Source organism: Nocardioides sp. NPDC057767, assembly GCF_042798275.1.
Classification (GTDB): Bacteria; Actinomycetota; Actinomycetes; order Propionibacteriales; family Nocardioidaceae; genus Nocardioides.
In genome coordinates, this window is the sequence record NZ_JBHVKJ010000014.1 from 79,568 (window position 1) to 102,683 (window position 23,116).

General features: G+C 71.1%; 15 protein-coding genes. 6 read left to right on the forward strand and 9 right to left on the reverse strand.

Annotated features, from left to right (window positions below; genetic code table 11):
* Positions 1–43: 43 nt before the first annotated feature.
* Both ACFVDI_RS09755 and ACFVDI_RS09760 read left to right on the forward strand, forming a co-directional pair.
* Entirely contained in the window at positions 44–505 is a 462-nt protein-coding gene (locus ACFVDI_RS09755) for a DUF4383 domain-containing protein (protein WP_378903563.1), read from the forward strand.
* 62 nt (positions 506–567) lie between these two features.
* The gene (locus tag ACFVDI_RS09760; RefSeq protein ID WP_378903566.1) at positions 568–2,115 is read left to right on the forward strand and encodes an FAD-dependent oxidoreductase; all 1,548 of its coding nucleotides are present in this window, start codon (positions 568–570) and stop codon (positions 2,113–2,115) included.
* A gap of 16 nt (positions 2,116–2,131) precedes the next feature.
* On the opposite strand, the gene ACFVDI_RS09765 is transcribed toward ACFVDI_RS09760, so the two are convergent.
* From ACFVDI_RS09765 to ACFVDI_RS09780, 4 genes are all read right to left on the reverse strand, one after another.
* A complete protein-coding gene (locus ACFVDI_RS09765; RefSeq protein WP_378903569.1) occupies positions 2,132–4,369 on the reverse strand; it encodes a DUF3488 and transglutaminase-like domain-containing protein in 2,238 nt (745 codons plus the stop codon).
* A complete protein-coding gene (locus ACFVDI_RS09770) occupies positions 4,366–5,601 on the reverse strand; it encodes a DUF58 domain-containing protein (RefSeq protein WP_378903605.1) in 1,236 nt (411 codons plus the stop codon). Before ACFVDI_RS09770 ends, ACFVDI_RS09765 begins: the two co-directional genes overlap by 4 nt.
* Before the next feature lie 80 nt (positions 5,602–5,681).
* Positions 5,682–6,650, reverse strand: coding sequence for an AAA family ATPase (locus ACFVDI_RS09775; protein ID WP_378903572.1), 969 nt, complete (start codon positions 6,648–6,650; stop codon positions 5,682–5,684).
* 10 nt (positions 6,651–6,660) lie between these two features.
* Entirely contained in the window at positions 6,661–12,876 is a 6,216-nt protein-coding gene (locus tag ACFVDI_RS09780; protein ID WP_378903575.1) for an Ig-like domain-containing protein, read from the reverse strand.
* 307 nt (positions 12,877–13,183) lie between these two features.
* Here ACFVDI_RS09780 and ACFVDI_RS09785 point away from each other — a divergent pair, with 307 nt between their 5' ends.
* From ACFVDI_RS09785 to ACFVDI_RS09795, 3 genes are read left to right on the forward strand one after another with little or no spacing between them, the layout of a single operon-like run.
* Positions 13,184–14,011, forward strand: coding sequence for a PP2C family protein-serine/threonine phosphatase (locus ACFVDI_RS09785; protein ID WP_378903578.1), 828 nt, complete (start codon positions 13,184–13,186; stop codon positions 14,009–14,011).
* Entirely contained in the window at positions 14,004–15,359 is a 1,356-nt protein-coding gene (locus ACFVDI_RS09790; protein ID WP_378903581.1) for an FHA domain-containing protein, read from the forward strand. Before ACFVDI_RS09785 ends, ACFVDI_RS09790 begins: the two co-directional genes overlap by 8 nt.
* On the forward strand, positions 15,356–16,921 hold the full coding sequence (locus tag ACFVDI_RS09795) for a protein kinase (RefSeq protein ID WP_378903584.1): 1,566 nt from the start codon (positions 15,356–15,358) through the stop codon (positions 16,919–16,921). Before ACFVDI_RS09790 ends, ACFVDI_RS09795 begins: the two co-directional genes overlap by 4 nt.
* Positions 16,922–16,943: 22 nt before the next feature.
* On the opposite strand, the gene nagB is transcribed toward ACFVDI_RS09795, so the two are convergent.
* The 5 genes from nagB to ACFVDI_RS09820 all read right to left on the reverse strand — a co-directional run bounded on the left by nagB (position 16,944) and on the right by ACFVDI_RS09820 (position 21,833).
* A complete protein-coding gene (gene nagB / locus ACFVDI_RS09800) occupies positions 16,944–17,741 on the reverse strand; it encodes a glucosamine-6-phosphate deaminase (protein WP_378903587.1) in 798 nt (265 codons plus the stop codon).
* Between the two features lies 1 nt (position 17,742).
* Positions 17,743–18,705 (reverse strand): ROK family protein, encoded by a 963-nt coding sequence (locus ACFVDI_RS09805; RefSeq protein WP_378903590.1) that lies wholly within the window; start codon positions 18,703–18,705, stop codon positions 17,743–17,745.
* Complete coding sequence (locus tag ACFVDI_RS09810) at positions 18,702–20,171, reverse strand: glycoside hydrolase family 3 N-terminal domain-containing protein (RefSeq protein WP_378903593.1); 1,470 nt, start codon at positions 20,169–20,171, stop codon at positions 18,702–18,704. The genes ACFVDI_RS09805 and ACFVDI_RS09810 overlap by 4 nt, the downstream gene beginning before the upstream one ends.
* Positions 20,171–21,289 (reverse strand): ROK family protein, encoded by a 1,119-nt coding sequence (locus tag ACFVDI_RS09815; RefSeq protein WP_378903596.1) that lies wholly within the window; start codon positions 21,287–21,289, stop codon positions 20,171–20,173. Before ACFVDI_RS09815 ends, ACFVDI_RS09810 begins: the two co-directional genes overlap by 1 nt.
* Before the next feature lie 88 nt (positions 21,290–21,377).
* The gene (locus ACFVDI_RS09820; RefSeq protein ID WP_355017629.1) at positions 21,378–21,833 is read right to left on the reverse strand and encodes an HNH endonuclease; all 456 of its coding nucleotides are present in this window, start codon (positions 21,831–21,833) and stop codon (positions 21,378–21,380) included.
* Between the two features lie 463 nt (positions 21,834–22,296).
* Here ACFVDI_RS09820 and ACFVDI_RS09825 point away from each other — a divergent pair.
* Positions 22,297–23,116: carboxyl transferase domain-containing protein (locus ACFVDI_RS09825; RefSeq protein WP_378903599.1), on the forward strand; the 820-nt coding region annotated here is incomplete at its 3' end.

Consider the following 23,116-nt stretch of genomic DNA (forward strand, 5'->3'; position numbering starts at 1 on the left):
GGCGCGTCGGCATAGGGATCTCGCCGATGGGTACCGCCGAGAAATGACTGACATATCTGACTACCGGTCCATGACCGCGACGCCGCTGCAGACGGCCGCGACGGTCGTGGGCGGCGTGTTTCTGCTCGTCGGTGTGCTGGGGTTCATCCCCGGCATCACCACCGACTATGACTCGATGGCCTTCGCCGGCCACGAGTCCGAGGCCCAGCTGCTCGGCATCTTCCAGGTGTCGATCCTGCACAACATCGTGCATCTGTTGTTCGGTATCGCCGGGCTCCTGCTGGCTCGGACCTGGAACGGAGCTCGCGGCTTTCTGATCGGTGGCGGCGCGATCTATCTGGTCCTGTGGATCTACGGCTTGGCCATCGACCACCAGAGCACCGCGAACTTCGTCCCGGTCAACGACGCCGACAACTGGCTCCACCTGATTCTCGGCGCCGGCATGGTCGTGGTCGGGCTGGCGCTGGGACGTACGCAGCACAGCGGGAGCCACATCGCACCCTGACCACGAGATTCCGGGGAGACGCTCGCGGCTCCACCCGGACGTCGGCGGAGAGGACGTACCTGATGGAGCACGACAGCGTGTGGCTGGCCACGGCTGAGAGGCCCGGCTTCGCCATCCTGGACACGAGTCGCGACGCCGACCTCACGGTCGACGTCGCGGTGGTGGGTGGTGGCATCGTCGGGCTGACGACCGCGCTGCTCGCCCAGCGGCGCGGCCGGCGAGTCGCCGTGCTGGAGGCGGCGACGGTGGGTGGCGGCACCACGGGCTACACCACCGGGAAGGTGACCGCACAGCACGGGGTGATCTATGCCGACCTGGTCAAACGCCTCGGGGAAGAGAACGCCCGCCGGTACGCCGACGCGATGCGGGCAGGGGTGGAGAAGGTCGCCGATCTCGTCTCGGAGCTGGAGATCGGATGTGACCTCACTCGCGCCCCTGCGGTGGCGTACACCCGGTCGCCGGAACAGCGATCCCGGATCGAGGACGAGGCCGAGGCAGCTGCTCGACTCGGACTGCCGGCACGAGCGACCGACCGCACGGACCTACCCGTCGACGTCGAGGCAGCTGTCGCGTTCGACGACCAGCTCCACTTCCATCCCAGTCGGTACATGGCGGGACTCGCGGCCGCGTTCACCGCGGCCGGAGGACGGATCTTCGAGGGCGCCCGGGTCACGGCCATCGACGAGCAACCCGACCGAACCGTCGAGGTCGCCACGTCGGCCGCGACGGTGGCGGCGAACCAGGTCGTCGTCGCCACGCTGCTGCCGCCCGGACTGCTCGGCGGCTACTTCGCGCGGACGAGACCGTCCCGCTCCTACGGGTTGGCGGCCCGCCTACACGACCCGGCACCGACCAGCATGACGATCGGTATCGACGCGCCCACCTACTCGACCCGGCCGTGGCTGGACCCCGGCCCGAACGGACTGATCGTGGTCGGCAACGGCCACGAGACCGGCGCCGAGCCCGACACCCGGGCGATGTACACGGACCTCGAGACCTGGACCCGGGCCACCTTCGACGTCGAAGCGATCGACTACCGCTGGTCGGCCCAGGACTACACCACGCCGGACCGGGTGCCGTACGTCGGCCGCTCGCCGGGGAGCGAGCAGGTCCTGGTGGCCACCGGCTTCCAGAAGTGGGGCCTGAGCAGCGGGACCGCGGCCGCGATGATGCTGGCCGACATTCTCGACGGCAGCGAGAACCCGTGGCTGCCGGTGTTCGACGCCGCCCGAATCGGCGACGCCCGTGCCATCGGCCGACTCATCAAGGACAACCTGAAGGTCGGCCGGGAGCTCATCGCGGGCCGCCGCCACGACCCCGAAGTCCGCTCCCTCTCCGACCTGCGACCGGGCGAAGGCGGGCTGGTCGACGTCGGCGGCCACACGGTCGGCGGCTACCGCGACCAGGTAGGCGCGGTGCACACCGTGAGTGCCAGGTGCAGCCATCTCGGCTGTCCGTTGCACTGGAACGCCGCCGAGGCCAGCTGGGACTGCACCTGCCACGGCTCCCGGTTCTCCCCCGACGGCTCCGTCCTCGACGGTCCCGCCGTCAAGCCGCTCGTACGACCCTCGACGACCGACCGGAGCGGGGTCGACCTCGACCCGACCTGAGCACCGGCGTCGAGGGTCAGCGCTTGCGCCACAGCCGAGTCGGCAGCAGCGAGAGCGGGTTGACCGCCGCCCGGATGCGCTGCCACCTGGTGCGCGACTCGGAGACCGAGGAACGAAGCGTCCCGACCTGATCCCAGAACGCGGCCACCTCGGCATCGTCCGGTCCGGCCTCGGCGAACATGGTGTTGTCGGTGAGCAGCGCCAGCCCCGGCGCGCCGTCCAGGCCCGGCGCCGTGGCCAGCACGGACGCCTGCTCACGACGGGTCGCCCCGACCGGCACCCCGACCCCGAAGTCCCGGGCATGGTCGATGGTCTCTCGCCAGCCACCGGAGAGGCGGGCGACCGGGGTGCCGCGCGTACGACGGCGATGTCGGCGCCAGATCTTGGCGCCGATGATCGCCCCGCACACGGCCGCGATGAGCAGCAGCGGGATACCGACGTACGTGAAGACGGCGATCAGCCATCCCGGCAGCGTGAACCCGTCGGGACGCGAGTTGGCCTTCTGGTTCACCGACTCGTCCAGCGGGTCGCCGGAGGTCGCGGGCGGGCGCACCGGCGCCGGCGGCGGGACGACCTTGCCGGTGACGAGCTCCTCGGGCTGAGGGGCGTTCTGCTCGGGCGGCCTCTCGGTGTTCATGAACTCGGACCAGTCCAGGGTCGCCCAGGACCCGTCCGACATCCGCAGCTCGACCCAGGCGTGCATGTCCTTGCCCTGGACGACGCCGTCGGAGCCGACGACCGCGCCCAGGACCACCCGGGCCGGCACGCCGACCTGGTTGGCCAGGACGGCCATCAGCGCGGCGTACTGCTCGTCGTTGCCGGCGAGCTGGCCGCCCTTGGCGGTGAAGTCGGCGAGACGACGCAGCGAGTGGCCGGCCGGGTACTGCTGGTTGGGCGGCTCGCCGTCGGTGTAGGTGCCTTCCGCCTTGAGCTTCTCGGCCACCGCCAGCGCGTTGGTGATCGGTGAGTCACCACCACCGGCGTACTCGGCCGCGAGCGCCTGGAACTGGGCGGCCTCGTCGCCGATCGGCGATCCGCCGGACCACACCTCGCTCTTCTCGGTCACCTTCTCATCGGCGGCCGAGGCGGTGAAGGTGTAGGAGTCGCCGGGCTTCAGCGCGGACGGGAGGACACCGGTCGAGGTCGCCAGGTTGTAGCGGAACGAGTCGGAGTCGGGGCCGTCGAAGGAGATGTGGGTGAGCGCCGTCGGCAGCGGCACCCAGACGCCGCCGAAGTCCTCTCCGATCGTGATCGTCCCGCGCACCTGCTTGCCGTCGGCGATCGGGTTGCGCAGGGTCGAGCTGATCTTCTGGAAGGTGTCGTCGGGCCCCTCGGTCTCGCCGGAGTCGTTGGCCGCGCGCCAGACGGTGCCGTCGTAGGAATCCATCGCGGCGACCCGGACGCGCGTCCCCTCGGGCAGGCCCGAGACGGTGAACAGCTCCTTCTCGTAGAGCCGTCGGTCGTCCTCCGGGGTCTGGTAGCCCTTGGTGTAGACCCGGAAACCGGCCAGGGGTGAGGGGTACTGCCCGACGTTGAAGGGCGGCTCGATCTCGCCGCGCAGCACAGTGCGCTCGGGCGCGAGACCGGGCAGCAGCGGCCCGGCGAGGAACGCCAGCCCGGCCGCGCCGAGGCACAGCGCAGCCCCGATCGCGGTCCGCGAGATCCGGCGGCCGCCGGCGGCGAGGGCACGGGCGCGCATGCCGCGGATGCAGAGCCAGGTGATCGCGATCGCGCCGAAGAGCGCACCGAGCAGAGCGGTCTTGGACGGGTCCTGCACGCCGAGCAGGATCACCCCGGCCATCAGCGCGAACGCGACGAGCACCGGCGGCAGCGCCGCCTTGACCCGCACCGCGAGCGCGAAGCCGACACAGCCGGCGACCAGGCCGAGGATGTAGGGGATCGTCAGCAGCGCCCCGCCGTCGACCGGCGGGAGCGTGGTCAGCAGCCGCTTCCAGCCGTGCACGGAGTTGTCGGCGAGGGTGCCGATCGTGTCCGGGACCGGGAGGAAGGAGAGGTCGCCGATGCCATGCAGCGCGACCGCGCCACCGAGCACGAAGAAGGCGGCCAGGAGCCCGACGGCCAGCACGACGACCGGCTGGCCGCGGCCGACGAAGGCGATGAGGATCCCGAGCAGGAGCCCCGCGACACCGGCGACGAGGTAGGTCCAGCCGGCGTAGGTGTCGTCGAAGCCGAGGAAGGCGATGGTGCCGAGCAGGAAGAGGAGGAGGCCGTCGACGGCCTGGTGCTTCTTCATCCGGACAACCCCTTCGACAGCACGATCGGCAGCTGGTCGAGGTCGGGCAGGGTGAGCACCGGCAGGTCGGCGACCGCCTTGAAGCCAGCGCGTTGGGAGGAGTCGACCCGGACGGCGACGGTGGTGGCGTCGACCGAGAACTGCCCGGCCGCACGCTGGAGGGTCACGAACTCCGGGTAGCGCCCGGTCACCAGCATCACCAGGGAGGCGTCCGGCGCCTGCCGGGCCGCCTCGGCGGTGATCTCGATCAGGTTGCTCGGCTGCGGGGTCGCTCGCGAGCAGGCGTCGAGGGCCGTACGCCCTCCCCCGTTCGCCGCGGTGGCCCGCACCATCAGCACGTCGCCGGTCGCGAACGAGACGTCGAACTCGTCGAGGATCCCGCGACGCAGCAGGGAGCCCGCGATCGACATCGCGGTCTCGTACTCCTCCTCGGAGTCGTAGGACATCGGCGAGGAGTCGACGATGACGACGATGTGGGAGCGGCGGGTGTCGAGGAACTGGCGCACCAGCAGCTGTCCGTGGCGTGCCGAGGAGCGCCAGTGGATGTGGCGCAGGTCGTCGCCCGGGACGTACTCGCGCAGGGCGTGGAAGGCGAGGTCGCTCATCGAGGTGTTCTGCGCCGTGGAGCCCTCGAGGTCACGGACCAGGCCGACCCCGAAGGGCTCCAGGTGGGTGGTGCGCGGGTGGACGAACACCTCGGTGCGGTCGGTCCACTCCTGCACCCGCCGGAACAGTCCGAGCGGGTCGCCGCGTACGGTCCGGACCGGGCCGACGTCGATCACGCCGCGGCGCTGGGTCGGCACCACGAAGAGCTCGGTGTGCTCGGCCCCGGGGAGCAACATCGGCAGGTCGTACGTCACCCCGCCTGCCCCGATCGGGAACTCCAGGTTCGTCGAGACGAGCGGGCCGCGCGCCTCGTTGCGGGCCCGCAGCTCGCCGGTCAGCGCCTGGCCGACCGCGACGCGCGGCGGCTCGACCACGGTCGCCACCGCGAGCCGGGTGCGCCCGATCATGAAGAAGGCCGCACCGATGACGAGGAAGAGCGCCGCCATCGCGACCACGGCCGCCTCGATCCAGCCGAGGGCGGTGGCAGCGACCCAGGCCAGCGCGCCGAGCAGCAGCACGCCCCAGCCGATCGAGGTCACCGTGCCGAACCATTTCGCCAGCACCCGTCGAACGGCATCCACCGCTGGTCGAGCCGCGAGCGCCAGCGAGCGCGTCGAGACCAACACGGTCTTCAACGAGCGCCGAGAGGACCGTGTTGGTCTCGACACGCCTCCGCCTAGCGGCTCCGGCGGCTCGACCAGCGAGGTCACGCCACCCGCTCCTGCGGAGCCGGGACCGAGGTGAGCAGGTCGCCGATGACGTCCTCGACCGTGACGCCGTTGAACATGGCCTCCGGGTCGAGGATCAGGCGGTGGCAGAGCACCGGCTCGGCGAGCGCCTTGACGTCGTCGGGCAGAACCTGCGAGCGGCCCTCGGCGAGCGCCCACACCTTGGCCGTGCGCACCAGGGCGAGGCAGCCACGCATGGAGGCGCCGAGGCGTACGTGCTTGTGGCGACGGGACTCGTCGATCAGCGCGGAGACGTAGGCGACGATCGCCGGGTCGATGTAGACCTGGTCGGCCATCTCGGCCATCTGGGTGACGGTCGGGGCGGTGATGATCGGGGTGACCAGGGTGGCGCGGTCGCGGACCGAGGAGTTCATCAGCAGCTCGACGGTGGCGTTCTGGTCGGGGTAGCCGACCGAGGTCTTCATCAGGAAGCGGTCCAGCTGCGCCTCGGGCAACCGGTACGTCCCGGCCTGCTCGATCGGGTTCTGGGTCGCGATCACCATGAACGGGCGGCCGACCTCGCGGGTGGCGCCGTCGACGGTGACCCGGCCCTCCTCCATGACCTCGAGCAGCGCCGACTGGGTCTTCGGGGAGGCCCGGTTGATCTCGTCGGCGAGCACGATCGAGTGGAAGATCGGGCCCGGGTGGAACTCGAAGGCGCCCTTGCCCTGGTCGTAGACGGTCACACCGGTGACGTCGGACGGAAGGAGGTCGGGCGTGAACTGGATGCGCGCGTGCGAGCCCTGGACGGTGTTGGCCAGGGCGCGGGCGAGCTGGGTCTTACCGGTGCCCGGGTAGTCCTCGAGGAGGAGATGGCCCTCGGAGAGCAGCGCGGTCAGCACCAGGCGGATCACGTTGCGCTTGCCGAGCACTGCCTTCTCGACGTTGTCGGCAAGCTTCTCGAAGGTCTCGTGGAACCAGCGCGCTTGCTCGTGCGTGACGGTCATTTCTTGTCTCCTACCACGTAACGTTCTTCGAAAGAGTGGGTCGCCCGTTGGTCGTGCAGGTCACCCGGAACGGGGTGTTGGCGCCGACCCAGCCGCGGCCGCTGCCCGAGCCCTTGCCGTTGCTCCCGATGGTGACGTTCCACCGCGAGGTGGTGGCGTTGGTGCTGCACTCCCAGGTCTTGCCCGGGAAGGCGAGGTCGGTGATGGTCGAGCCGACGTACCAGCACGTGCCACCACAGGCCACGTCCGGCTCGGGGCATGCGGAGCCCGAGCACTCGCCGGCCTTGTTCACCTCGAGGATCGGGTCGGGCGGCGGGTCGGTCCGCACCGTGACCGAGTCGGACTTGCTGGCCCGGCCCGAGTCGCTGATGGTCACGGTGTAGGTGTAGGACGTGTCCCAGTTGGGCGCGGTGTCCGTGCCCGACCGGCTTCCCGCGCCGGTGCCCGTGGTGAACTGCTCCACCTGCGTGCCGCCACGCTTGACCGTGACGGTCGCGGCCTTGCCGTTGGGGTTGTAGCTGACCCGCCAGTTGACCTTGTTCCCGTCGACGCTCGCCGAGATCGACGGCGTGCCCAGCGGGCCGTAGGTGGTCACGTTCTTCGACGTCGAGGGGCCGCAGGAGTCGCCCGCGCCAGAGCCGCCGGAGGAGTCGTTGCAGGCCCGCAGCTGCACCTGCGTCGAGTTGCCGTTGGTGAAGCCGGTGATCGTCTTGGTCTGCTGGCCCGCGCCCTCCGGCGGGTAGGTCCAGCTGCCGCACGAGGAGCCGTTGCGCACGCACTCGACCCGGTTGGTCTTGCCGTGCGAGGCCCGCGGCGTGAACACGATCTCCGCGGTGCCGTTGGCCCCGGTCGGGGTCGCACTGGCGAACGAGACGGCGTCGGGGGTCGCCGCCGCCTCGACCTTGCCACCCGCGGAGTAGCTGGAGATGTGCGCCTCCGGCGAACCGCCGGACGTGGTCTCCCGAGGCGAGGTCGCTTCCGCGTTGCGGGCCCGGACGGCGTAGGTGTAGATCGTGCCGTCGTTGGTGACGTCGTCGCGGCAGCTGGTCTCGGTCACCCAGGAGCAGACGATCTTCTCGCCGGTGCCGCCGGTGCGGCGTACCTCGTAGGTGACCGGGGCAGGACCGTTCGGCGCGACCGGGCTCCACGAGACCGTCACGGTCTTGCCGGAGTTGTTGGCCGTGTTGGCGAACTCGAAGGTCGGGGTCGCCGGAGTGTCCGGCTTGCCTGCACCCATCCCTTCGACGGTCGCGGTCGGACCCTTGTTGGTCTTCACGCCCTTGTCGTTGAGCGGCACGACCGTGAACTGCACGGGGTCGCCGTTGGAGCTGACCGCCGCCGGATAGGTGGTCTGACCTGCGGAGATGTCCTTGATGCCGCCGCCGGGCCAGCTGATCCGGTATTTCTGCACGTCGGAGCAGTCGCACGGCGCCGGCTTGCTCCAGCTCAGCTCGACCTTGTGGTCGCGCTGGCGGGTGACGCGGAGGTTCTGCACCGGACCGGTGTAGGCGTCGGGCTCACCCTCGGCCGAGTTGCTCCACTCACGGCTCGGACCGACGGAGTTCACCGCGCGCACGCGGAAGTCGTAGACGACGCCGTTCTTCAGCCCGGTGATCCGGCATGAGGTCGACGGGCAGTCCTGGACGTGGTCGCCGTTGGCCTCCACCTCGTAGCGCTGGATCGGGTCGTCGCCGTTGTCCTTGGGCGCGTTCCACGACAGCGCGACCACGTTGGAGAGGAAGTCGGAGGTCGTACGCAGCCCCGTCGGCGCGCCCGGGACGTCGATGACGTCCACCTCGATGACGCCGGTGGCCTTCACCCGCTTGGAGTCCTTGCCGGAGTCGCTGACCTCGATCGCGTAGCGATAGTGGCCGTGCCCCTCCTCGGGGGTGTTGAAGGTGATCTTCGAGCCGCTGACCTTGCCCATGTCGGGCGAGTCGCCGTCGACCGGGTCGAGCTTGGTGACCACGATCTCCTGCGACTCCGACGGCACCGGTGTCTGCAGATAGCTGGCCATGTCGATCGCGACCGTCTTCCCGGCCTCGGTCTGCAGCGGCTTGATCGGCGAGAGCGACGGCGCCGGCAGCGCGATGACGGTGACCAGGAGCTGGCCGGTCGCGTCGGTGCCCTCCACCCCGATCTCCAGGGCACCCTGGGCACCGGCGTCGGCGTGCTCGGCGGTGAGTCGCAGGCCGCCGTCCTCCGGCTCGACCTCGACGCCGTCGAGCCCGTCGCCGACCTCGGCGGTGAAGTCGAGATCGTCGGCGTCACCCGGGTCGGCGGTCCACACGTGGCAGATGGCGGCGATGTCGACCAGCGCGCCGTTGCCGCTCTCCGGGACCTCCACCGGGGTGCTCGGACAGTTGATCTCCGGCTCCTCCTTGCCGATCTGCACCGGCAGGGAGATCACCGAGAGGTGGGCGTCCGCGGAGGTGATCTTCTCGCGGTCGGCGACCTCGAAGGTCAGGGTCGCCGGGCCCTTGGTCTCACCGGCGGTGACCTTCACGGTCGTCGCGGTGGTGTCACCGGTGTTGAGCATGCCCTCGGGCGCGGCCACGATCTTGTCGGTCGTGGTCAGCACGACCGGGTCGCCCTCGGGGTCCTCGACGTAGTCGGTGATGTCGACGTTCTTCGTCTCGCCGGGGTTCAGCTGGAGCTCGGAGCCGGGCTTGAGGTAGGGGGCGTCCTTGGGACGGGCGGGGACGTAGATCGAGCCGACCGCCTGGGCACCGTCGGGGTCGGTGACCCGGTAGGTCCACACCCGGGTCGTGTCACCCACCGGCAGGGTCACCTTGCCGTCGTCGATCTTCGGCTTCGCCTCGTCCTCGCCGACCGAGGGACCCTTGACCGCGTCGACGGTGAGGTCCTCGAGCGCGTCGTCGATGTCGGTCACCTTGGACATCACGTCGACGGTCGTGGTCGACGAGTCGCCCTCCGGGTGGGCCACCACGATCCCCGCCATCGGCGGGTTGTCGTAGCCCTCCTGATAACGGATCGCGAGCTCGCCGGTGTCCTCGTGGAGTCCGGTGGTGGCGCGATAGGGGATGTGCTGGAAGGGCTCCTCGGAGCCTCCCTGGACCGTGACGATGCCGTCGGAGCGCTGCTTGACGTTCGAGCCCTCCGCCGCGTCGGTCGAGGCCAGGTGCAGCTCCGTCCCCGGCGTACGCAGGTCGTTGGCGAGCACGTCGTAGGTCAGCTTCTTGGCGGGGTCGAGCGTGACCAGGTCGTCGACGGCGACCGGGCGCTGCGGTGCACCCGGCGCGACCACGGCGACGCGCACCGTGCCGGTCGCGACGGCACCGAACGGGTCGCTGACCTCGTAGGTGAACTCGTCGGTGCCGGCCGCGTTGGGGAACGCCTGGTAGGTGATCGTGTTGGCGCCGTGGGCCAGCACCCGCCCGAAGGACGGCGCGCTGTTGATCCTGGTCACCGAGACCGAGTCGCCGTCGGGGTCCGTGCCGACCGTCGGCAGCCGCAAGGTCACCTCGTCACCCTGGACCACCCGCGACTCCAGCGCCTTCGGCGCGGGCGCGGAGTTGTCGGCCTTCTTCTTCGGCAGCGGCTTGATGTGGATGCGGATGTTGCCCGAGGAGTGCTCCGCGGAGGGGTCCCCGGTGTTCTGCACGACGTAGCGGACGTCGACGTCGACCGGACCCTTCACATCGTCGGGGGCGACGTAGCGGACCCGGTTGCCGTCGATGTAGGCCTCGCCGACCGTCGGCTGGCCCAGCACCTGCAGCTGGCCCTTGGTCTCGATGGTCTGGTCGACGACCAGACCGACCGGGTCGCCGCTCGGCGTGGAGTCGTTGTCGAGTACCGGGATCGAGACCGAGTCGGCGGCCCTCACCGTGGCCTCGTCGTCCACCGCCTCGGGGGCGTTCTCGGCGCCACGCAGCGCCGGGCGCTGGCTCACCGTCACCGACCCCTCGGCCTCGGCCGCGCCGTTGCTGATGGTGTAGCGGATGGCCTGGGTGGACGGGTCGATGTCGGGCTTGGACGCCTGGATACGCAGCCAGCGGCCGTCGAGCACCGCGACCGTCAGATCGCTGTCACCGACCGGCTCGGCATGGGTCACGGCGAGGAGCCGGCCCCGGGAGTCGTAGTCGTTGGCGAGGACGTCGAGGGTGCGGGTCGAGGTGCCGAGCACGGCGGTGGTGTCGGGCGTCGCGATCGGCTCGTCCGCGGCCTGGGCGGCGGGTTTCACGTCGACACGGATCTTCGCGGAGGCGGGCTTGGCCGCCCCGAACCCGGCGTTGTAGCTGAGCTGGTAGGTGCCCGGCGAGCTTCCGCGGGCCCGCACCACGCCGGTCTCCCGGTCGGTGCTCACCTCGAGGCCACCCTTCGGCGGGACGTCACCGGCAAGGGTGAGGCTCGCATCGAGGTTGGACGGGTCGGCTCCGGGGATGTCGTTGTCGAGCGGACGGATCGTCACCCAGGAGCCCTGGGTGCCCTCGGCGACGTCGTCCTTCGGCTCCGGGGATGCGGTGGTGGCCCCCGCGACGATGTTGATGCGTACCTTGTCCTTCGACGGCTTGCCACCGGTGCTGACCTGGTAGCCGAGGCTCTCGTTGCCGGTGGCGTCCGTGGCCGCGGTGTAGCGGATCAGGCCGTCCGGTGTCACGCTCGCCTTGCCCTTGGACGCGGTCGGGGACTGTGCGGTGATCGGGTCGCCGTAGCGCTCGTCGCGCCAGTCACCGACCACCGGGATCTCCACGGTGCCGCCGGCGGCGACGGTGTAGTCGGTCGGCGTGTAGTGCTCGCGCAGGGTCGGCTTGCCGGTGCCACCGGAGCCCTCGATGGAGAGCTCGACGCTGGCGTCGTCCTGCCCGGCCTTTCCCTTGATCCCGTCGTCGACGGTGTATTTGAAGCTGGTCCTCTTGCCCTCGGCCGACTCCGGCGTGGTGACCAGGATCGACTGCCGGTCGGGGGCGATGGTGGCCTCGACGCCCTTGACGGAGGCCTTGCCGACCGAGACCACGCTCAGGATCGAGTCCTTGGCCGAGGAGTCGTTGTCGAGGACGTGCAGGACCGTGGTGCGGCCGGCTCGGGCTCCCAGCTGGTCGTCCTTGGCCTTCGGGGCCTGGGCGGCCTTGGTCTGCTGCTGTTGCTTGTCCTTCTTCTGGTTCTGCTTCTGGGTCTGCGGCTGGAACGCCTCCCAGTTGGAGATCTTCTTGATGTCGGCGCCGTCGATCTCCCAGACATCGCCGTTGCGCAGGTCGTTGAGCACCAACTGGCCGCGGTTGACCCGGAACTCCAGCTCGGCGGCCGGGCCGAGCGTCGGGATCTCACCCAGGACCGGCTCGCCCTCGCCGCACTGGGTCACCACCGATCCGGTCGAGCCGTTGGCCCAGGCACCGAAGACGCAGTCGCGCAGCCGCACCGGGGCCGCGGGGTCGCCGGCCGACTCGGCGATACGGCGGATCTCGCCGTTGCGCAGGTCGACGGCCTTGAGGCCCTCCCCGTCGCCGACGAGGACGTCCTTGGCCTTGGCGGAGGGCTGCTGGAGCACCGCGCTCTCCGCGGTGTCGCCGAAGTCCTGGGCCACGTCGGAGCCCTTGGAGGCGCCGAGCAGCCAGCCGACGCCGTCGAGGGTGATCACCTCGTCGCCGACGACAGTCGCCGAGGTCGGGGTCTCCGCGTACTCGGGAGCCTTCGGGAGCTTGGTCTCCTCGGGCTTCGCGAACCGGTCACCGTCCGGCGCGAAGGCGGTCAGCGTGCGCTTGCCGGCGGAGACGGCGTACGCGGTCCCGTCGGTGCCGACGGTGAGGACCGTGTCCGCGCCGACCGTCTCGACGGGCTTCGTGGAGGCGGAGAGATCGGAGAGGTCACCGACACCGGTGGCGGGGTCGACGGAGGTGAGCCAGACCTTGCCGGTCTTCTGCTCGGCGACACCGATGGTGTTGCCGCCCATCACCACGCGGCTGTCCTTCACGGTCACCGCGTCGTCGTCGCGACCCTCGGCGAGCTTGGTGTTGACCGGCGTGATCGTGCGGGCGTCACGGTCGACGGAGGCCACCGCGATGCCGTTCTGCACCACGTCGAGACCGGCGCGCTCGGACCTGGACCCGGCCTCGTTGCCGGCCCAGACGACGCCGTCGAGCTGGGCGACGGGACGGTTCTGCCGGCCCAGGGTGCCCCAGGACTGGTTGGTCACCCAGATGCCGCCGTCGTCGAGATCGGCCTTGTGGACGGGATAGCCCGTCGACTGGATCGCGTAGACGGTCAAACCGCCCGCAACCACCGCAAGAGCGGTCCAGGACGCGATGGAGGTCCGATGACGCCGCATCCACCCGGGCGCCATCCCGAAACGTGCCACCAAGACTCTCCCCAAGTCCTTCCGTGCAAATGGCCAGCCGACACATGGGCCGGGCTTACTCTAAGCGGGCGTCGGGATTGAAGCCACACGAATGAGCCAAACGTGGCCCACGGCTCAGTGAACACGCTCACGGATACCGTACGTGATGTTCTAAAGTGTCCGCTTCCAGCGTCACTATTTCGCATCCTGACCAGGATGTCCGATAAAAGGAAACCGCATGACCGCATACCCAGCCCTGCGCGCCGCGGGAGCGACTGACGTCGGCCGGGTCCGCGAAGTGAACGAGGACTCGTTCGTCATGCTGCCCGCGGTGGCCGTCGTCGCCGACGGGATGGGCGGTCACGCCAGTGGCGACGTCGCCAGCGCGCTCGCGGTGGAGACGTTCCAGAGCCGCTTCGCGACCATCTGCCCGGTTCCCGAGGACATCGTCGACGCCGTGCACGCCGCCAACTCGGCGATCACCTCGGAGGCGGCCCGCAACTCCGACAAGCAGGGCATGGGCACGACCCTGACCGGGGTCGCGCTGGTCGAGTCCGAGGGCGCACCCCACTGGCTGGTCTTCAACGTCGGCGACTCGCGCGTCTACCGGCTCTCGCCCGCAGGCGCGACCCAGGTGACCGTCGACCACTCGGAGGTGGCCGTCATGGTCCAAGCGGGGATGATCACCGCCGCCGAGGCCCGCGTCCACCCGCTGCGCAACGTCATCACCCGGTCCCTCGGCACCCTCCCGGGGCCCGAGCCGGACACCTGGCTGATGGCCGTCGCGCCCGACGACATCTTCCTGCTCTGCTCCGACGGCCTCACCGGCGAGCTCGAGGACCAGGAGATCCACGAGATCGTGTCGAAGACCCTCGGAGTGGGCGGAAGCATCGACAACCTGGCTCAAAGGCTGGTGGACGCCGCGGTTGCTTCGGGTGGGCGCGACAATGTCACCGTGGTACTCGTGACACCCCCGCCCTCGCTCTTCGCCGCCCCTGCGGAAACCGACGTGTCGACGTCGGCCTCCGCCCGATCTGAAGCGGACGTCTCGGCGCATCATGAGTGACACCGCCACTTACTGTGCTGGGCACTGGCTGGCGTTGCGGGGCGACCGGTGCTGGGCGCTGGTCCAGCTCGGACCGGGTGACCCCCGGGTCAGCGGCGTCCAGGCCGCGCTGGCCGATCCCCACCCGGTCGACGCGATCGCCGGGCTGCTCTCCGCCGACGGGCCGCGAGCCCCGGGCTTCGCGCTGATCGGGCGCGAGGGCCCGCGGGTGCGATACGCCGTGCGCTCCCCTGCCAAGGTGACCGCGGTCGTCAACGAGGTGCCGGTCTTCATCGACGGCATCGATGTCGTCGGCAAGTGGGCCGACGGCCACTTCGCCGCCGTCCCCGAGCGGGCCGAGCTCGCCAACGGCGCCTGGGGCGGGATGGAGGAGGACCAGCCCCTGGTCGACACCGCCCACGCCCGCTCGCTCGACGTCGTCTTCGACCCCGACTACTACGTCCAGGTGCAGCAGCAGGTCGACGCGACCATGGCGCCGCCGCTGGACCACACGATCCGACGCTCGGACCTGGCCGCGGCCCCTCCGCCCGCCGCGCCGCCTCCGGCGATGCCGAGCGCCGCGTCGTTCCAGAGCCCTCCCCCGGCCCCGGTCCCGCCGCCACCTGTGGCGCCCTCCCAGCCCGCGCCCGAGTCGAAGAAGGGCATCATCGACGGGCTGCCGTGGCGCAAGAAGGGTGCCAAGAAGCCCGACCCGAACGCCTGGGGTCCGCCGGACCGGCAGGCGTCACCGCCGCCCGCGATGCCGCCCGCGGCGCCTCCGCCGCCGATGCCCGCGCCCGCTCCGGCGCCTCCCCCGATGGCCGCGCCGACCCCACCCTCCGACATGGCCACCCGGGTCCGTGACGTCGCGACGCCGACCCCGGTGCCGCCCGCGGGCGGGCCGACGGTGTGGGCGGTCTACTGCCCGCAGGGCCACGCCTCACCGCCCTACTCGCCGACCTGCCGCATCTGCCGGATGACGCTGCCCCCGCACCAGCAGCCGGTCTCGGTCCCGCGCCCCGCGCTGGGCCAGCTCAAGCTGGGCGACGGCCGGATCGTCGTCCTGGACCGGGGTGCAGTGTTCGGGCGGTCGCCGCGCGCGGATGCCAGCGGCAACACGGGGGCGGGTGGCGTACCTCCGCATCTGGTGAAGGTGATGCTGCCCGACATCAGCCGACTGCACACCGAGGTGCGCCTGGAGGAGTGGCAGGTCCTCGTACGCGACCTGGGCTCCGCCAACGGGACCTACCTGACCCTGCCCGGCGGGCGTCCGCAGCAGATGCGGCCGATGGAGGAGTACGCGCTGGAGCCCGGCGCCGTGGTCAGCCTCGCCGGTTCGATCAACCTGAACTACGAGGTTCTCGGGTGAACGCGACACCACACCCCGAGCTCGGTCCCGAGCTTCCCGGGATGACCTGCCTGGGCCGGCTCGGCTCCGGCGGCTTCGCCGACGTCTACCTCTACGAGCGCCACCACCCGAAGGTCCGGGTCGCGGTGAAGCTGATGCGGTCCTCCGACCTCGCCGAGGCGCAGCGGGCGCAGTTCGCCGCGGAGGCGGCGGTGATGGCCGAGCTGGCCGAGCACCCGTTCATCGTGCCGGTGCACAGCGCCGGCGAGACGCCGGACGGCCGCCCCTACCTGGTGATGGGCTACTACCCCAACGCCGACCTCGGTGCCCGCGTACGCAACAACCCGATGAAGGTGCAGGACGCGCTGCGCTTCGGGATCCAGATGGCCTCCGCCGTCGAGACCGCCCACCGCGCCGGGATCATCCACCGCGACATCAAGCCGTCCAACATCCTGCTCTCCCGCTACGACGTGCCGGGCCTGGCCGACTTCGGCATCGCCGGCCGTCCGCGCGACGACGAGGGCGACATCGGGGTCTCGCTGCCGTGGTCGCCGCCCGAGGTCCTCACCTCGGCGTCCAACGGCTCGGTCGCCTCCGACGTCTACTCGCTGGCCGCGACCGTCTGGCACCTGCTCGTGGGCCGCTCGCCGTTCGCGGAGCGGGGCAACAACTCCGACCGTGCTGTCTTCTCCCGCATCCTGCACACCCCTCCCCCGGCCACGGGGCGGCCCGACGTACCTCCGTCTCTGGACCGGGTCCTGCAGCAGGCGATGGCGAAGGACCCGACCTACCGGCCGCGGACCGTCCTCGACCTGGCCCGCCACTTCCAGCGGATCGAGCAGGAGCTCCGGCTGGGCCGCACCGAGGTGCAGGTGCTCGACCGCGACGCCGGCGGCACCGGGTCGATCCCGGTCGTCCCGATGGTGCCGGCCTCACGCGGCGAGGGGCCGACCACGGGTTCCGGCCGAGCCCACCTCCCCTCCCCGCCTGCCGACCCGGAGCTGGAGAAGGCCACCGAGCTCAAGCCGCCCTCCCAGGTCATCGCGCAGGCACCGATCACCCAGCCTCCGGCCTCCCTGGCATCGGCACCGGTGGACCCCAGCTCGGCCTCGTCCGACCGCACCCGGTTCAGCTACCCGCGCGCGGAGGAGGGCCCGTCCGTCCTCACCGGCGCACGCCCGGCCGAGTCCCGCAGCAAGACACCCGCGATCATCGGCGTGGTCGTCCTCTTCCTCGTCGCTGCCGTCATCGGCATCGTGCTCTCCCGCGGCGGCGAGGACGAGAAGCCCGACGAGGTCCCGCCCCCGCCGGTCGAGACCGACCTCCCCGGCGTCACCGGCCCCGCGGCCCCCGGGAAGGTCAAGGGCGCGCTCGAGGGGAACCGCGCCGTCTTCACCTGGTCCGGCGTCCCCGGGGCGACCGGCTACAAGTGGGTCGGCGACAACGCCACGAGTGGCAGCGTGAGCCGCCCCAAGGCGGTCGTACGCCTCGACGGCGCCACCAAGGTCTGCATCCAGGTCCGCTCCCTCGGCGAGGACGGCAACGTCTCCCAGGGCGCCGCCCAGGCCTGCGTCAGCAAGTAGCGGCCGCGCCTCTGAGCCGGCTTCAGAGCCCCTGCCAGTCCGGCTTCCCGGCGTAGACCTCGCGGTAGTAGTCGCGACGTACGAGGCGGGAGGCGGCGGCCTCGTCCAGGAGGACGGAGACGTGGCCGTGAAGCTGGAGCACGGAGGCCGGGCAGGTCGCCGAGACCGGGCCCTCGACCGCGGCCGCGATGGCCTCGGCCTTGCCCTCTCCGGTGGCGAGGAGCAGGAGGTGGCCGGCTCGGGTGATGGTGCCGAGCCCCTGGGTGAGTACGTGGCGCGGCACCGCGTCGGGAGAGCCGAAGAAGCGCGCGTTGTCCTTCCGCGTCCTCGCCGTGAGGGTCTTGATCCGGGTCAGCGAGGCCAGCGAGGAGCCGGGCTCGTTGAAGGCCAGGTGGCCGTCGGAGCCGATGCCGAGGATCTGCACCTCGATCCCGCCCGCGGCCACGATCGCCGCCTCGTAGCGCTCCCCCGCCGTCGGCAGCGTCTCCTCGGTCGGGTCGGGGCCGTGCACCCGCTCGGGCGGGACACCGATCGCGTCGGTGAACTCCCGCCGGATGGTCGCCAGATAGGACTGCTCGTGCCCGTCAGGGAGGCCGACGTACTCGTCCAGGTTGAACGTCCGCACGCCCTCGTAGGAGGGCCCGTTCCCTGACCGGGCGCGGCGGATGAGCTCCTCGTACGTCGCCAGCGGCGTCGAGCCGGTGGCCAGACCCAGCACCGCGGGGGTGCCGGCGGCAGCCCGGCGGCGTACGACCTCTTCGATCGTGTCCGCGGCGAGGGAGGCGACCTCCGCGGCGGTGTCGAGGACAACTACTTCCATGTCAGTCCTTCGTCGGGGCGATCGTCGGCGCGGTCGCCGCTGTGATCGTCGATGTGATCGGCTGGGTGATCGGCGTGATCAGAGCGGCGCCGATGGCGGCGACGGGGGCGGCCGAGACCACCCGCAGGCGCGAGGCGAGCTCCAGGGACGCGAGGAACGGCGAGCTCTCGGCCTGCCTGGTGAGCGCGATCGCGACGGCTTCCCGTAGCGGCTCACCGACCGACGCGACGCCGCCGCCGATGACGACGCGCTCGGGGTCGACGGCGAGAGCGAGGGCGCGTACGGCGGCGGCGACACCGGTGGCGAACCGGTCGCGGACCTCGACGGCTGCCGGGTCGCCCGTGGATGCCGCGGCGAAGAGCGCCGCGGCAGGGTGGCCGGAGGACGTCGGCCAGGCGGCCGCGAGCGCGGCACCCGAGGCGACCAGCTCGAGGCAGCCACGCTGGCCGCACCCGCACACCGGGCCCTCCGGGTCGACCGGGAGGTGCCCGACCTCGCCGGCGGCGCCGTGGAAGCCGCGGCGGAGCGCGCCGCTCAGGTAGAGACCGGCGGCCAGGCCGGTGCCGAGCGAGAGGTAGACCAGGTCGTCGACGTCCTCGACCGCGTGCGCGCCGAGGGTGGCCGCGTTGGTGTCGTTCTCGAGCGTGACGACCGCTCCCGTCCGCTCGCCGAGGAGTGCCGCGAGCGGGAAGGCGTCGCCGTCCAGCCCCAGGTTGACCGCGTGCTTCACGGTGCCCGCGCGGGTGTCGACGATGCCCGGGATGCCGACGCCGATCGAGCTGATCTCGCCGCCGTCGAGTGCTTCACGCAGGCTCGCGACCACGGCGGCCGCGCTCTTGACGACGCCCTCGGCTCCGAGGGTGGTGGCGGCGCGGTCCTCGGCCAGCACGGCCCCGTCCGCGCCGATCGCGATGCCGTGGATCTTGGTGCCTCCGATGTCGAGGCCGACCCGTGCGCCGTTCACCGGCGGTGTCCTTCGCTTGTCGAAGGGTTCCAGCCCGCTCGTCGAAGGACCTCGGTCACGGCCGTCACGCCGGGCAGCGAGTAGCCCTGCGGGCACAGTCGTGGCACCCCCGTCCCGTCGTACGTCCCGGGCCACCCCCACTCCACCAGCACCGCCGTCCCCCGGAGCTCGGCGACGGTCCGGCCGACCTCGGGACGCCGGTGAGCGTCGCGTACCTGCACGATGAGGGGTGCGTCGGGGAGATCCGGGAGCGGGTCGCCGGGCCGGACGACCACGTCCGGCGGCAGCCCCCACGGCACGTCGCCCACGGCGATGTTGGCCGCGGTGTCGACGGTCACCACCCGGGCACCGGCCAGGTCCGGCAGGGCGGTGAGGTCGCTGGCCGCGGCGAGCGCCCGGCGGGCGCCCTCGAGCGAGCGCTCCTCGAACCGGGGGTCGAGCGCGCCGTCGGGCCGCTGCTGCGCAGCGGTGAGGTCGGCGAGCAACCGGTCGATGCGAGCGACCGCGTCCTGGAGCCGCTCCAGCGCGAGCTCACCGGACTCGACCGCGGCCACGATCGCGGCGGTCGTCTCGTGGACCAGCGAGGTCGGCTTCTCGGGGCCGAGGAGGAGCAGGTCGGCGCCTGCCTTCAGGGAGAGCACCGCGGCGGCCGGGATCCCGCGCGGCTCCGAGGCACCCGCCATGTCGAGGGCGTCGGAGACGATCGGCCCCTCGTAGCCGAGCTCGCGCAGCAGCCCCAGCACCGGCGCGGAAAGCGTGCCGGGAAGTTCCGGGTCCAGCGCCGGAACCACGATGTGGGAGGTCATCACCGAGGCGGCTCCGGCCTCGGCGGCCGCCAGGAACGGGACCAGCTCACGCTCACGCAGGGTCTCCATCGTGGCCCCGAGAACAGGAAGGGCGACATGACTGTCCTGCCCGGTGTCGCCGTGGCCGGGGAAGTGCTTGACGCACGCGGCGACCCCGGTCGACTCCAGGCCCTTCACCCACGCCGCGACGTGCTTGGCCGCGATGCCGGCGTCGTGGGAGAACGACCGGGTCGCGATCACCGGGTTGTCGGGGTTGGAGTTCACGTCCGCCACGGGTGCGAGGTCGAGGTTGACGCCCGCCCTGGCCAGCCGCACCCCGATGGCCCGGCCGGTCTCCTCGGTGAGCGCCAGGTCGTCGGCGGCGCCGAGGGCAGCGGCCCCGAGCACCGAGGACCCGGTGAGTGCCTCCAGACGGGTGACGTCACCGCCTTCCTCGTCGATGGTGATCACCGGGGTCCAGCCGCCCTTGGCGGATGCGGACCGGATCTCGGTCGACAGGCTGCGTACGGACTCCTCGCCGCCCGCCGTGTTGGTGCCGAACAGGCAGATGCCGCCGAGACCGTCGCGGAGCAGGTCGGCGTAGTCGGCGGGCAGCGTCGCTCCGGCGAAGGCGGGCACCTGGACGCGCAGCGCCAGCGTCTCGAGGGAAGGCTCAGGCATCACGACACCCCCAGCTCACCGGCGAGGACGAGCACCGCCGCGCCGACGATGACGACGTCCTCGCCGAGCGTCGACGTACGGAACTCCAGCGGCTCGCCGCTGACCGGCATCGTCCGCTCGCGGATGATCCGGTCGGCGGTCTCGCGCAGCGTCCCGTCGAGCAGATCGGCCGGTCCGGAGAGGACCAGCTCGTGAAGGTTGAGCGTTCCGACCACAGGCGCCAATGCCTTTCCAAGGTGTTCTCCGGCTTCCACGAGCGCATCGTCGTGGGCCGTTTCCAGACGTTCCCTCAGGCGCGGCACCGCCAGGAAGGTCTCCAGGCAGCCCGTGCGGCCGCACGCGCAGAGCGGGCCCTCGGGGTCGACGGTCACGTGTCCGACCTCACCGGCCGCGTCGACGAACCCGTGGAGCAGCGCCCCCTCGAGCACGAGCCCCGCACCCACACCGGTGCCGACCCGTACGAGCATCAGGCCGCCGTCACCGGACTGCCCGAAGGTGTACTCCCCCAGCACGGCCGTGTTGGCGTCGTTGGCGACGTAGGTCGGCCGGCCGGTCTCGCGGCGCACCTGCTCGGCCAGGGCGACATCGGTCCAGCCCAGGTTGGGCGCGGCGATCACGGTGCCGTCGGCCGAGACGACACCGGGACTGCCGATCCCGATGCCCAGGATCGGCCGGTCGGTGCTCGCGATCAGCGCGGTGACCAGATCCTTCACGAGCCGCACCGCGTCGCTTCCGGTGCGACCCTCGCGACACCGGGTGGTGCGGTGGACGACGTCGCCGGTCAGATTGAGCACGGCTCCCGCGACCTGGTCGTCACCGGAGACGTCGATGGCCACGATGTGCGTGGAGTCGGCGGCCAGGCCGACCAGCATCGGCGGCTTCCCGACCCGGCTCTCCACCGGCGCCCCGAGCTCCTCGACCAACCCGTCCTCGAGCAGGCTGCCGACCAGGTCGGAGACCGTCGCCCGGGTCAGACCGGAGGCGCGAGCCAGGTCGGCGCGGCTCGCCGGACCCACCGCGAAGAGGTGCTGGAGCACCAGGGAACGGTGATGACGCCGCGCATCCTCCTGCAGCAATTTCCCGATCGGCCGCAACGTACGCCGTCTCGCCTTGGACATGTTTGTTAGTCCATCGTACTTATTAATGATGCGTCAAGTCGACACGGCGAATTTGCCCAGCCCGCGGGCAGAAAACGGCACATCGAGCTCAGATGATGGCCGCGAGCTGCGCGCGGGTCGGGACGTACGGCTCGATCCGAAGAACCATGTGGGCCTCCTCGGGGGTGCGATTGCCCTTGCGGCCGTTGCACCTGCCGCACGCCGCGACGGTGTTCATCCATGTCCATCTCCCGCCGCGTGACTGTGGCAGCAGGTGGTCGATGGTGCGGGCATGACCGCCACAATAGGCGCAACGGTGCTGGTCGCGCTTGAGCACTCCCTCCCGGGAGTAGCCGGCCGGCCGATACATCCAATGCATGGCGATGTAGCGGACCAGCCGCACCGCCTTGGGCCATGGATGTGGCCCGATCATCTTGTCGCCCTGTTGCTCGTGAACCACCGCCACCTCACGGAACAGCATCCGCACGGCGTGCTTGAAGGAGACCCTCCCGAGCGGCTCGAAGGAGGCGTTATACAGGGTCACGGCACCCATGGTCGTGGTCATACTCGGTTACCTCCCAGGAGAGTCGGATAGAGATCGCGCGCTGAACGGACAGAAACAAAAAGGGCCGCCCCGACGAGACAGACATGTCTCGCAGGAGCGGCCCGGAGTGATCCGGTGCGGCTATGCACCCAGGTCACTGTCGGCTCCCGCGAGCATGAGGGTCGCGCTCGTGCGCAGCGGTCAGCGACCAGGCCGCCGGGGCGGTGGTCGAGTGCTGCGTGCTCATGCGTGGGCCCTTCAAAGGTCAGGTGTCTTTGCCCGGCGGTGAGACCGGGTGCTACCAGAATAGAGCGAACACCCTCCACCTACCAACGGTTTTCGCAGGTCAGGAGCGTGTCTTTCCGGTTAACTACGCCCGACGTACGCCGTTTGGGGCCGTTAGCGCGAACAGGCTCGCATCTCGAGGTGCCCACAGATGGACAGAGGCTCAGCCAATGAGCCAACTCGGGGTATGGTCGCAACCATGGGCCTGACCTCTACCGAGCTGATCGACCTCGTCCTCGACGCCGAGACCTGGACGTCCTGGGACACCCCGCCGTCATACGGCGACCTTCCCGAGGCGTACGCCGCCGACCTGGTGAGGGCCCGGGAGCGGGCAGGCACGGACGAGTCGGTGGTCACCGGGGAGGCCCGGATCGCCGGACGTCGGGTGGCCGTCGTGCTCTCCGAGTTCCGGTTCCTCGCCGGGTCGATCGGGCGGGCATCGGCCGAGCGACTGATCGCGGCCGTGGAGCGGGCGACGCGCGAAGGACTGCCGCTACTGGCCGGTCCGGCCTCCGGCGGCACCCGGATGCAGGAAGGCACCCCGGCGTTCGTGCAGATGGTGCGTATCGCCGAGGCGGTCACCCGCCACAAGGCGGCCGGTCTCCCCTATCTCGTCTACCTGCGCCACCCCACGACCGGCGGCGTGATGGCCTCGTGGGGATCGCTGGGTCACGTCACCGTCGCCGAGCCGGGTGCGCTCCTCGGCTTCCTGGGCCCGAAGGTCTACGAGGTGCTCAACGGCCGCCCCTTCCCCTCCGGCGTCCAGGTCGCGGAGAACCTCTTCGCGCACGGCCTCGTCGACGGTGTCGTACCTCCCGACGAGCTCGCCGGGCTGGTCGACCGCGTGCTCACCATCCTCGACCTCCGCCCCGAGAAGTCACCCCGGCCGGCCGAGGCGTCGCCCGCGACGGCCGACGCGGGCGACTTCTCGGCGGTCGACACCTCTTCGACACGGCGGTGGACACCTACGGTGGCGCGGACATCGCGGTCAACACCACCGGGATGGTGCTGCGCAAGCC